An 11351-nucleotide genomic window follows, 5' to 3' on the forward strand; every position below is an offset into this window, starting at 1 on the left:
CGACGGGCTCGGGACGCGGCACGGGCGCGGGCCGCGGCGCAGGCCGCGGAGCCGGCTCGCGCTCGGCGGCGACCGCGCGGCGCGAGGCGTCGACCGCCTGCATGATGCGGCCCATCACGCTCTCGCCGGCCTCGACCTGGCTCGCGAGGTCGGCGGCGTAGCGCTCGGCGACGCGCAGCCGCTCGCCGAGCGTGCGGTCGCATTCGCCCAGCGTGTTGCGCAGGCCGGCGATGGCGCGCTCGGCGTTCTCGGTCGCCGAGACGAGCTCGCCGATGGTGCGGCGCATGGAGGCCTCGTCGGCCTGCAGGCGGGCGATACGGCGGCCGAGCCGCGCGCAGGTCACCATGCAGGCGACGAGCAGGCCGGCGACGAGGACGTCGGCGAGGAGCATCAGGGTGGCGGACATCGGCTCTCGGCTCTCCCCTCAGCTTTCCTTGGCGCCCTTGACGCTCGCCTCGAAGGCGGAGAGCGTCGTGCGCGCGTGCCGCAGTGGCCGCGCGATCTGGATGGCGATCTTGTCGTCGACGCGCCCGACGCGCCCTTGCGTCAGCCGCCAATCCCCGCAGCGCAGGCCGACGAGGTCGGTGGGCTTGGCGTCGAAGACGAGCGTGTCGCCGACCTCGAGCCGCATCACCCGGCGCAGAGGCAGCCGCATCTCGTGGAGCACCGCCTGGATCTCGAGATCCGCCTGCCAGATCTCGGTGGCGAGGTGGCCCTCCCAGACGGCGTCGCGGCCGAGCTTCTCGCCCATAAAGCTCTGGAGGAGGAGGTCGCGGATCGGCTCGATGGTGGCGAAGGGCAACAGGATCTGCAGCGTGCCGCCGCGGCCTTCCATGTCGAGCTTGAGCTCGATCAGGATCGCGGCGTTGGCCGGGCGCGTGATCGTGGCGAAGCGCGGGTTCGTCTCGATCCGATCGACCGTGAAGCGCACCGGCGAGAGCGGCGCGAAGGAGGTCTCGGCGTCGGTCAGGACGATCTGCACCATGCGCTTGACGAGCTGCATCTCGATCGTGGTGAAGGGCCGCCCGTCGAGCCGCGTGCCCTGGGTGCCGCGCTTGCCGCCGAGCAGGAGGTCGAGCGTCGCGTAGGCGAGGTTCGATTCGATCGTGACGAGCCCCGAGCCCTCCCAGCCCTCGGCGTGGAACACGGCGAGCTGCACGGGCAGCGGGATCGAGTTGAGATAGTCGCCGAAGCGCACCGAGGTGATGTTGTCGAGCTGGACCTCGACGTTGTCCGAGAAGAAGTTGCGCAGGCTCGTCGACAGGAGGCGCACCATCCTGTCGAACACGATTTCGAGCATCGGGAGACGCTCGTAGGAGACGACCCCCGAATCGACGATCGCGCGGATGCCGCCCGCGCCCGAGGCCGACATCTCGTGCAGCGAGAAGCCGAGCAGCGCGTCGATCTCCTCCTGGTTGAGGATGCGGTCGGCGCCTGCGAATTCGGGCGAGGAATCGTCCTCGGCCTCGTCGATCATGGTCGCCCATTCGGCGGCCATGTCGGAGGCGGCACCGGCCGAGCCCTGCTCGGCGAGCGCCTGGCCCCATTCGTCGGCGAGATTGGCGTCCGCCTCCTCGCCGGCCTTCTGCTCCATCAGGGCCGCGGCCCATTCGTCGTCGAGGCCCTCTACGGGTTCGTCCGCCAAAGTCGCCTCCTCACTGCACGACGACTTCGCGGAAGAGCACCGCGTCCACCCGCGCGGGGTGGACGGCGATGTTCACCCGCCGCAGCAATTCCTCGCGCAGCCGGTAGACGCCGGCCGAACCGTAGAGGTCGCTCGGGCGCAATTCGCGCACGAAGGTCTGGAAGGCGTCCTCGACGCGCGGCATCAGGGGCTGGATCGTGTCGACCGCGCGCGGATCGGACACTTCGAGCCGCACCGAGAAGCGCAGGAAGCGCGGGCGCTCCTCGTTGGGCTCGGGGGCGAGGTTGACGACCATCTCGCGCACCTCGACGAAGCTCGCCGGGCGCGCGGCCGCCTCCGCCGCCGCGGCCGCCGCCTCGGCCGCGACCTCCTCCTCGCTCGGCCCCATCAGGAAGAAGGCCGCGCCGCCGCCGCCCAGCACGAGCAGCGCCGCCACCGCGCCGCCGATCACGACGAGCTTGCGCCGCGAGCCGGAGGCCGTCGCCTCGCCGCCTTCCGTCTCGGACCCCTCGTCGTCGTTCCGCGGTTTCTTCGCCATAGCCCCATCTGCCTGCGGGTGCCTTGGCGGGCAGAATCGCCGCTCGTGGTTAACGCCGCGTTAAGGCGGCAGATCTTGCCGGGCAGGGCTTGCCGAGCGGCGCCGACGGGCTGCCGGCAGGGTTTCCGATCCCTTTCCGCAAAGCCTTGAAGGCGAAGCGTTCCGGCGTCGTCGCGCGGGTTGGCACGGCCCTCGCAGATCGGATGTCGCCGATCGTGCGCTGGGGAGCGTGACGAGCCATCGGCGGGGAACTCGGGATCGAGAAGGGGAGCGGCGCTCATGGAGAACGCGCTCATCGTGGGCCTGTCGCGGCAAGCCGCGCTGGCACGGGAGCTCGACGTCATCGCCAACAACATGGCGAACGTCAACACGAACGGCTTCAAGGCGCGCGCCTCGCGCTTCGCCGAATATCTCGACGCGGACGCCCGCGGCGACGCCTTCCCGCGGCCGGACCGGCAGGTCTCCTTCGTGATCGATGCCGGCACCGGCCTCGACCTCGCCGACGGCGCCGTCCAGGAGACGGGCAACCCGCTCCACGTCGCCCTGCGCGGCGACGGCTTCCTCGCGGTCGAGACCGAGGGCGGCGAGCGCTACACGCGCAACGGCGCCCTGCAGCTCGACGCGCAGGGCCGGCTCGTGACGAGCGACGGCTTTCCCGTGATGGGCGTCGACGGACCGATCGTGCTGCGGCCGGAAGACACCGACGTCAGCATCGCCCCCGACGGTCTCGTCGAGACCCCCGACGGTCCGCGCGGCCGCCTGCGGCTCGTGCGCTTCGAGGATCCGAACGCGCTCTCGAACGTCGGCGCCAACCTGTTCTCGAGCGCGGCCGCGCCCGCGCCGGCGGACGCCACCGTGCGCGTCGCCCAGGGTGCGCTCGAGCGCTCGAACGTGCAGGCGGTGCGCGAGATGACCCGCCTGATGGAGGTCAGCCGCGCCTATTCCCGCATCGCCGGCATCCTCGGCGGCATGCAGGACCTGCGCCGCGACGCCATCCAGAAGCTCGCCGAAGCGACCTGATCGGGAGGATCACCATGCGCGCCCTCTATTCCGCCGCGACCGGCATGATGGCCCAGGAGCTGAACGTCCAGGTCATCTCCAACAACATCGCCAACATGCGGACCACCGGCTACAAGCGCCAGCAGGCCCATTTCCAGGACCTGCTCTACCAGACGCTGCGTCGGGCCGGCTCCGCGACCTCCGCCGCCGACACCCGCGCTCCCGCCGCCGTCGAGATCGGCTCGGGCGTCAAGGCGGTGTCCACCGCGCGCACCATGACGCAGGGCAACCTCACCCCGACCGAGCGCGACTTCGACATCGCGATCCGCGGCGAGGGCTTCTTCCGCATCGAGATGCCCGACGGCAGCACCGCCTTCACCCGCGACGGCGGCTTCGACCTCGACGCGCAGGGGCGGATCGTGACGAAGGACGGCTTCCTGCTCGCGCCGGGCATCGAGGTGCCGCAGGACGCGACGAGCGTCTCGATCTCCGCCTCCGGCCTCGTCGAGGCGAGCGTCGCCGGCAATCAGCCCCAGCAGATCGGCCAGATCGGGCTCGTGCGCTTCGTCAACAAGGCGGGCCTCGAATCGGTCGGCGACAACCTCTTCCGCGAGACCGCCGCCTCGGGCGCGCCGATCGAGGGCGACCCCACCGCCGACGGCTTCGGTTCGCTCCAGCAGGGCTTCCTCGAGGAGGCCAACGTCAACGCGGTGACCGAGATCTCCGAGCTGATCGCCGCCCAGCGCGCCTACGAGATGAATTCGCGCGTGATCTCGGCGGCCGACCAGATGCTGCAATCCGCAAACCAGATGTTCAGGGGCTGAGGTCATGGCGACGCAACTTCCGACGCATCTCTCCTGCGCCGGCGCGCTGCACGCGCGCCCCCGCGGCCACGTCCGGGCCGGCATCGTGGTACGGGCATTCGCGATCGTCGCGCTCGCTCTCGCCCTCGTCGTGGCGGCGGGGCGCGGCGAGGCGGGGAGCACCGAGCTCGCCTCCGCCCTCCTGCGCGGCGACATCGTGGCGACGAGCGACACGATCGCGATCGGCGATCTCCTCGCCGGCCTGCCCGACGACGTCGCCGCGACCCCGGTCTTCCACGCGCCCGCGCTCGGCGCGATCGGCACCATCCAGGCCGAGCGCATCCGCGACGTCGCCGCGGCGCTCGGCATCGGGACGGTCGAGACGCTCGGCCGCAGCCACGTGACGGTGACCCGCGCCGCCCGCCGGATCGGCCACGACGCGATCGCGCAGGCGCTCGCCGAGGGCCTCGCCGCGCGCACCGGGCTCGACCGCGACAGCCTCGAGGTGAGCTTCGACGGCACGCCCCCCGCGCTCCTCGTCGCCCCCGATTCCGTCGACACGGTCGGCATCTCGGATCTCGCCTACGACCCGTCGAGCCGGCGCTTCGCGGCGCTCGCCTTCGTCGGCGGGCAGGAATCCGGGGTGCGGCCGGCGCAGATCCAGGTCGCGGGAACCGTGCGGCGCACGATCCCCGTCGCGGTGCTGGTGCGGCCGCTCGAGCGCGGCGAGATCGTCTCCCCCTCCGATTACGTGGTCGAGCGCCGCGCGGCCGAACTCGTCCCGGCTGACGCCCGCCTCGACGCGCTCGTGCTCGAGGACCGGGTCGCGCGCCGCGCGCTCTCCGCGGGCGTCGCGCTTCGCCAGGGCGACCTCGCCCGCGCCGTGCTCGTCGATCGCAACCAGGCGGTGACGATCGTCTATCAGCGCGGCGCGCTGGCTCTGTCGCTGCGCGGTCGCGCCCGGCAGGCGGGCTCGCGCGGGGACCTGATCGAGGTTCTCAACCCGCAATCGGATCGCGTGCTCCAGGCCGAGGTGATCGGCCCCGGCCTCGTGCGCGTCGGCCATTCCGTGCCCGGCCCCTTCGCCGAGGCTCCGACCACCCCCGTCACCCGGTGAGGCGCCGATGACCACGCCTTCTCTTCTCCCCCGGCTCGCCGCGCTCGGCCTCCTCGCCCTCGGCCTCGCCGGCTGCGGCACCGCCGACCGGCTCGCCAATGTCGGCCGCGCGCCCGCCCTCTCGGCGATCCAGGACCCGACCGCCCAGCCCGGCTACCGCCCGGTGCGCATGCCGATGCCCGAGCCGCAGGTCGCGGCCTTCGCGCCGAACTCGCTCTGGCGGCAGGGCTCGCGCGCCTTCTTCCGAGATCAGCGCGCCGCCCAGGTCGGCGATCTCGTCACGGTGCGCGTGCGCATCACCGACCGCGCCCAATTCGAGAACCGCACGACGCGCTCGCGCCAGAACGAGGAAGGGCTCGGCGCAGGCGGGTTGTTCGGCCTCGAATCCAATCTCGACCGCATCTTCGGCGAGGACGTCCGTGCCGACGCGATGGTCGACCTGAATTCCAACACGTCCTCGGCCGGGGCCGGCTCCACGCGGCGCAGCGAGCAATTGACGACCAACGTCGCCGCCGTGGTCACCCAGGTCCTGCCCAACGGCAATCTCGTGATCGAGGGCAAGCAGGAGGTGCGGGTCAATTTCGAGGTGCGCGAATTGATCGTCGCGGGCGTCGTGCGCCCGGAGGACATCGAGGCGAACAACCAGATCGACTCGACCAAGATCGCCGAGGCGCGCATCGCCTATGGCGGCCGCGGCCAGATCACCGACGTCCAGCAGCCCCGCTACGGCCAGCAGGTCCTCGACATCCTCCTGCCGTTCTGACGCTGCCCCCCACCCCTCCCCCGGAGGCCGGGCGACGCTCCCCCTTTCGCGCCCGCCCTCCGAAAAGAGCCGGTCTCGGAGCTCCCCCCGAGACCGGCTCCCCCCGATTTCGAGGAAGGCAGGCTCACTGCACCACGAGATCCGCCTGGAGCGCGCCCGCGCTCTTGATCGCCTGGAGGATGGCGATGATGCCGGCGGGGCGCAGGCCGATCTGGTTGAGGCCGGAGACGAGCGTCTGCAGGCTCGACCCCTCCAGGATCGCGAGCCGGCCCTCGGGCTGATCGACCGAGATGCGCGTGTCGGGCAGGACCACCGTCTCGCCGCGCGAGAACGGCTCGGGCTGGGACGCGATCGGCTGCTCGGTGATGCGGACCGTCAGGTTGCCGTGCGTCACGGCGACCGTCGAGATCCGCACGTCGGCGCCGATCACCACCGTGCCGGTGCGCTCGTCGATGACGACGCGCGCCGGCGCATCGGGCGCCACCAGGAGATCGCCGATCTCCGCGAGGAAGCGCACCGGCGACACCGCGGGCGGATTGACGAGGAGCACCGAGCGGTAATCGCGCTCGAAGGCCCCGCGCGCTCCGAAGCGGCGCTGGGTATAGGCGTTGACGGCATCCGCGATGCGCACCGAGGTGCGGAAGTCGGGATTGCGCAATTCGAGGATCAGGGAGCGCATGTTCCCGAAATGATCGGGCAATTCGCGCTCGATCGTGGCGCCGTTCGGCACGCGCCCCGTCGTCGGCACGCCCTGGGTGATCGAGGCGGCCTCGCCCTGCGCGGCGAAGCCGGAGACCGCGACGGGCCCCTGCGCGACCGCGTAGATCTGCCCGTCGGCGCCCATCAGAGGCGTGATCAGGAGCGTGCCGCCGAGCAGCGAGCGCGCGTCGCCGAGCGCGGAGACCGTCACGTCGATGCGCTGGCCGCGCCCGATGAAGGGCGGCAGCTCGGCGGTGACGGCGACCGCGGCGATGTTGCGCGCGCGCAGCCGGTCCGCATGCACGTTGACGCCCATCCGATCGAGCATCGAGCGCAGCGATTGCTCGGTGAAGGGAGAGTTGCGCAGCGTGTCGCCGGTATTGGCGAGGCCGACGACGAGCCCGTAGCCGACGAGCTGGTTCTCGCGCATGCCCTTGAGGGTGGTGATGTCCTTGATGCGCGTCGAGCCGGGGGTGCCGTCGGCGGCGGCGGGGGCCGCGGGGACGAGGGCGAGCGCGGCGGCGAGGAGGAGGACGAGCGCTCTCATCGCGCACCCACCCGCAGCGCGCCGTCGACGGAGACGGTGCCGACGACGACGAGGCCCGAATCGACGTTGCGCGCCCGCACCCGATCGCCGGCGCCGCCCGATTCGAGCGGGGTCGCGACGGTGGTGATGACGACGCCGTCCGCCTCGAAGACGAGGGGGACCGCCTCGCCGCGGATGACGACCTTGGGATCCTGCACCGCGCTCGTGGGCACGAGCTGGCCGGGAAGCAGCGTGCGCCGCGCGACCTTGCCGACGAGCGCGCCGCGATCGACGATCACCGGCAGGTCCCGCGCGCCCGCGGGGAAGGTGCGCTCCACGAGGACGGTCTCCTTGATGGTCTCGCCGGGATAGACCGTGATCGACGGAACCGGCGCCGTGAGCTGGGAAGCCTTGGCCGGCGCGGCGAGGGCGAGAGCGGCGAAGAGGGCCGCGGGCAGGCGGAAAGGACGCGGCATGACGGCGCTCCTGATGAACAAGTCGGACGAAATCCCTCCCCGGAGGGGAGGGTGGCCTGCGAGCCGAAGGCGACGCAGGTCGGGTGGGGCCCGGCGCTCGCGGCACGATCTCCACCCGGGCCCCACCCGGCCCCTGTCGCTCCGCTCCAGGGTCCACCCACCCCGCCGGGGAGGGAGGGGCGCGTTACCGGATGCCCTTGGCGACCGTCGCCGCCATCTCGTCGGCGGCCTGGATCACCTTGGAATTCATCTCGTAGGCGCGCTGGGCGGAGATCAGGTTGGTGATCTCCTTCACCGGGTCCACGTTCGAGCTCTCGAGATAGCCCTGGTGGATGCGCCCGTAGCCGGGATCGGCGGGCACGCCCACGACGGGCTGGCCGGAGGCGACGGTCTCGCGGTAGAGATTGCCGCCCATCGGCTCGAGGCCGGTCTCGTTGGCGAAATTGGCGAGCGTCAGCTGGCCGAGCTCTTCCATCTCCTGCTGGCCCGGCACGCGGGCGAAGACCTGGCCGGACTGGTTGACCACGACCTCGAGCGTGTTCTGCGGCACCACGATCGCCGGCTCGACGAGATAGCCCTCGATGGTGACGAGCTGTCCGTCGGCATTGGTGTTGAAGGAGCCGGCGCGGGTGAAGAGCGTCTCTCCCTCCGGACCCTGGATCTGGAACCAGCCGCGGCCGTCGAGCGCGAGATCGAGCCGGTTGCCGGTCTGGGCGAGCGCGCCCTGCATGTGCAGGTTGCGGATCGCCGCGGCGCGGACGCCGAGCCCGAGATTGGCGCCCTCCGGGATCGCCGCCTCGCCGCCGCGCATCGGCACGCCCTGGAGCCGCTCGGTCTGGTAGAGCAGGTCCGTGAACTCCGCGCGGGCGCGCTTGAAGGCGGTGGTGTTGATGTTGGCGATGTTGTTGGCGATGACTTCGACGTTGAGCTGCTGCGCGTTCATGCCGGTGGCGGCGATGGCGAGGGCCTTCATGATGCGTACTCCTCAAATCGCCATACGGCTGATTTCTTGGTAGGCCTGCACGACCTTGTCGCGCACGGCGATGGCGGTCTGCAGCGTGCGCTCGGCCTCGAGCACCGCCTCGACCACCTGCTGGATCGAGGCCTCGCCGCGGATGCCCTTGATCGAGGCCGCCTCCGCATTGGCGATGGCGCTGACGCCCTTCGAGGCGACGTCGGTGAGAACGGCGCCGAAATCGAGACCCGACACGGCGCCGGCGCCGGCCGTCGGGGCGATGCGCTCGATCGCGCGGGCGGCGCCGGTGCCGCCGATCCCGACCGCGTTCAGGGAGGAGGTCGCGTCGATCATGAGGAGCTCCTGAGGAGATCGAGGGTCATCGAGACCATCGAGCGGGTCTGCTTGATCACCGAGAGATTGGCCTCGTAGCCGCGGTTCGCCTCGCGCATGTCCGCCATCTCGACGAGCATGTTGACGTTGGGCAGCTTGACGTAGCCGTTCTCGTCGGCGGCGGGATGGGAGGGGTCGTGCTCGAAGCGGAAGGGCGCGCGGTCGACGCCGAAGCTCTTCACCTCGACCCGGTTGATGCCCGACGCCCGGTCGAGCACGCTCTCGAAGGTCACGGTCTTGCGGCGGAACGGGTCGGCGCCGGCGGTCTCCCCGGTCGAGTTCGCGTTCGCCAGGTTCTCGGCGATGATGCGCATGCGGGTCGACTGGGCCTCGAGGCCCGAGCCGGCGATGCGCGAGGCGCTGGTCAGCGGATCGATCATGCGCGTTTACCTCAGGCTCTGCAGGATCATGCGGTGGAAGGACTTGACGACACCGGTGGTCAGCGCGTGCTCGCGCGAGACGGAGCCGGCCTTGATCAGCTCCTCCTCGACGCTCACCGTGTTGCCCGAATGCACGACCCCCCAGCCCTCCTGACGGCGGACCTTGTCCACCCGCGCGTCGGAGGCCGGCATGATGTGGCCGGGGGCCGTGGCCGCCAGGCGCAGACGGGTGCGGTCGAGCGCGTCGTCGAAGCCCTCGATGTCGCGGGCGCGAAAGCCCGGCGTGTGGGCGTTCGCCACGTTCTCGGCGATGGTCGCCTGGCGCACGGACAGCCATTGCGACTTGCGCGAGGCGAGGCTGAAGAGATGGATCGCGTCCAAGGCTCGTCACTCCGGGATCTTCGTGGCGGATCGGTCGCGGGCGGCACGCGCCTGTCCCGATCGAGGACACGCTAGGCAGGCTGGCTTGCCCCAAGCTTGCACCGCTGCGGGACGCCTCGGCGCGCCGACGTGACGCAGCGGGAGTTCTGGCCAAGGAGCGGCGGCGGACTAGTATCTCAGGCGCTTCCGCTCCGGAGGGTCACGCTTGCACCGTCCCGCGACGCATTTCCCGCCCACGCGCGCCGAGGCGCTCGCGCGGCTCGAGCGCTTCCTGCCGCGAGCCGGCCGCCATTACGCGACCCGCCGCAACGAGGACCGAGGGCCCGGCGACCGCGCCGGCGTCTCGCTCCTGTCGCCCTATATCCGCCACCGGATGATCACCGAGCGCGCGGTGCTCGCGGCGATCCTCGCGCGCCATCCGCTGGAGGAGGCCTCGAAATTCGTCGAGGAGGTGCTCTGGCGCACCTATTGGAAGGGCTGGCTGCAGCACCGGCCGGGCGTGTTCGAGCATTACCGGCTCGGGCTCCTCGCCGATCGGGCCGAGCTCGCCCGCGAGATCGGCCTGCGCCGCCGTTACGAGGAGGCGATCGAGGGCCGCACCGGGATCGAGGGCTTCGACGATTGGGCGCGCGAGCTCGTCGAGACGGGCTATCTCCACAACCATGCGCGGATGTGGTTCTCCTCGATCTGGATCTTCACCCTGCGCCTGCCCTGGCGGCTCGGGGCGGAATTCTTCATGCGCCACCTGCTCGACGGCGACCCGGCCTCGAACACGCTCTCCTGGCGCTGGACGGCGGGGCTGCACACGCCGGGCAAGACCTATCTCGCGCGGCGCGACAACATCGCCCGCTATACCGGCGGCCGGTTCTCGCCGGACAACCTCGCCCGGCGGGCCGATCCGATCGTCGAGGAGCCGCCGCCGCCGCCGCGCCTCGTGCCGTCCCCCGATCCGGTGCCCGCGACCGAGATCGCCCTTCTCGTCACCGAGGAGGATCTGTCGCCCGAGAGCTGGGCGCTCGACGGCGCGCGGGTGCGCGCGATCCTGCTGACGAGCGGAGTCGACAGCCGCACGCCCGACGGGGCGAGCCCGAACGTGCGGCACTTCGTGGCGCGCGCGCTCGAGGACGCCCGCATCCGCGCGCAGGACCATTTCGACGTTCCGGCGATGATCGTGCCGCTCGAGGCCTCCGCGATCGCGGCCGCCGCGCGGCAGGTCGGCGCGCGGGCGCTCGTGACGGCGGAGGCCGCGACCGGGCCCGTCGCCGGCGCGCTCGCCGTCCTGCGCGTCCAGCTCGCCGACGAGGGCCTGCCGCTCGCCCGCATCGCGCGCCCCTTCGACCGCCGCTTCTGGCCCCACGCCACCCGCGGCTTCTTCGCCTTCCGCAAGGAGATCCCCACCCTCCTCGCCGAAGAGCTCGGCGCGCCCCTGGGCCCCGATCCCTCCCCGTAGGGCAAGATTCGGCGCGCAAGACTCCTCCCCGTAGGGTTACGAGATCCACATCGTGCTCTGCGCATGGGATCGACGCATGAACGCGCCGCCGCTCTCCTTCCCCTCAGGGGAAGGTGGCCCGGCGGCGAAGCCGACGGGTCGGATGGGGTTATTCGCCGCGCAAGCGGCGAAGGGGCGTCGTCGTAGAGCCCCTTACGTATGGAGAGGCACAACGCCCCTTCGACCC

The 11351-nt window shown here is 71.5% G+C and carries 14 protein-coding genes; 5 read left to right on the forward strand and 9 right to left on the reverse strand.

Annotated features, from left to right (window positions below):
* The 3 genes from ACK4UM_RS19990 to fliL all read right to left on the reverse strand — a co-directional run.
* Positions 1-406, reverse strand: a 406-nt coding sequence (locus ACK4UM_RS19990; protein WP_409802602.1) for a DUF6468 domain-containing protein, incomplete at its 3' end; no start/stop codon positions are given.
* 18 nt (positions 407-424) lie between these two features.
* Positions 425-1594, reverse strand: a complete 1170-nt coding sequence (fliM, locus tag ACK4UM_RS19995; protein WP_409802614.1) for a flagellar motor switch protein FliM — start codon at positions 1592-1594, stop codon at positions 425-427.
* A 61-nt stretch (positions 1595-1655) separates the two neighbouring features.
* Complete coding sequence (gene fliL / locus ACK4UM_RS20000; protein ID WP_409802603.1) at positions 1656-2183, reverse strand: flagellar basal body-associated protein FliL; 528 nt, start codon at positions 2181-2183, stop codon at positions 1656-1658.
* Between the two features lie 279 nt (positions 2184-2462).
* Between fliL and flgF the strand changes: the two genes are divergently transcribed.
* From flgF to flgH, 4 genes are read left to right on the forward strand one after another with little or no spacing between them, the layout of a single operon-like run.
* Positions 2463-3203: a flagellar basal-body rod protein FlgF gene (gene flgF / locus ACK4UM_RS20005; protein ID WP_409802604.1), complete on the forward strand. Its 741-nt coding sequence runs from the start codon at positions 2463-2465 to the stop codon at positions 3201-3203.
* Positions 3204-3217: 14 nt separating this feature from the next.
* Positions 3218-4006, forward strand: coding sequence for a flagellar basal-body rod protein FlgG (gene flgG, locus ACK4UM_RS20010; protein ID WP_409802605.1), 789 nt, complete (start codon positions 3218-3220; stop codon positions 4004-4006).
* Between the two features lie 4 nt (positions 4007-4010).
* Positions 4011-5102, forward strand: coding sequence for a flagellar basal body P-ring formation chaperone FlgA (flgA, locus tag ACK4UM_RS20015; protein ID WP_409802606.1), 1092 nt, complete (start codon positions 4011-4013; stop codon positions 5100-5102).
* A 7-nt stretch (positions 5103-5109) separates the two neighbouring features.
* A complete protein-coding gene (flgH, locus tag ACK4UM_RS20020; RefSeq protein WP_409802607.1) occupies positions 5110-5865 on the forward strand; it encodes a flagellar basal body L-ring protein FlgH in 756 nt (251 codons plus the stop codon).
* Positions 5866-5989: 124 nt separating this feature from the next.
* On the opposite strand, the gene flgI is transcribed toward flgH, so the two are convergent.
* The 6 genes from flgI to flgB all read right to left on the reverse strand — a co-directional run bounded on the left by flgI (position 5990) and on the right by flgB (position 9675).
* Positions 5990-7111, reverse strand: a complete 1122-nt coding sequence (flgI, locus tag ACK4UM_RS20025) for a flagellar basal body P-ring protein FlgI (RefSeq protein ID WP_409802608.1) — start codon at positions 7109-7111, stop codon at positions 5990-5992.
* Positions 7108-7566 (reverse strand): flagellar basal body P-ring formation chaperone FlgA, encoded by a 459-nt coding sequence (gene flgA, locus ACK4UM_RS20030; protein ID WP_409802609.1) that lies wholly within the window; start codon positions 7564-7566, stop codon positions 7108-7110. The genes flgI and flgA (ACK4UM_RS20030) overlap by 4 nt, the downstream gene beginning before the upstream one ends.
* 184 nt (positions 7567-7750) lie before the next feature.
* Positions 7751-8539: a flagellar basal-body rod protein FlgG gene (flgG, locus tag ACK4UM_RS20035; protein ID WP_409802610.1), complete on the reverse strand. Its 789-nt coding sequence runs from the start codon at positions 8537-8539 to the stop codon at positions 7751-7753.
* A 12-nt stretch (positions 8540-8551) separates the two neighbouring features.
* A complete protein-coding gene (locus ACK4UM_RS20040) occupies positions 8552-8875 on the reverse strand; it encodes a flagellar hook-basal body complex protein FliE (protein WP_409802611.1) in 324 nt (107 codons plus the stop codon).
* On the reverse strand, positions 8872-9291 hold the full coding sequence (flgC, locus tag ACK4UM_RS20045) for a flagellar basal body rod protein FlgC (RefSeq protein ID WP_409802615.1): 420 nt from the start codon (positions 9289-9291) through the stop codon (positions 8872-8874). Before flgC ends, ACK4UM_RS20040 begins: the two co-directional genes overlap by 4 nt.
* Positions 9292-9300: 9 nt before the next feature.
* Positions 9301-9675 carry a flagellar basal body rod protein FlgB gene (gene flgB / locus ACK4UM_RS20050; protein ID WP_409802612.1) on the reverse strand — a complete coding sequence of 125 codons (375 nt, stop codon included), beginning with the start codon at positions 9673-9675 and terminating at the stop codon, positions 9301-9303.
* 205 nt (positions 9676-9880) lie between these two features.
* Between flgB and ACK4UM_RS20055 the strand changes: the two genes are divergently transcribed.
* Complete coding sequence (locus tag ACK4UM_RS20055; protein WP_409802613.1) at positions 9881-11125, forward strand: FAD-binding domain-containing protein; 1245 nt, start codon at positions 9881-9883, stop codon at positions 11123-11125.
* The last annotated feature ends 226 nt before the right edge of the window (positions 11126-11351 follow it).

Origin of the sequence: Salinarimonas sp., assembly GCF_046292825.1 — a bacterium.
Lineage (GTDB): Bacteria > Pseudomonadota > Alphaproteobacteria > Rhizobiales > Beijerinckiaceae > Salinarimonas.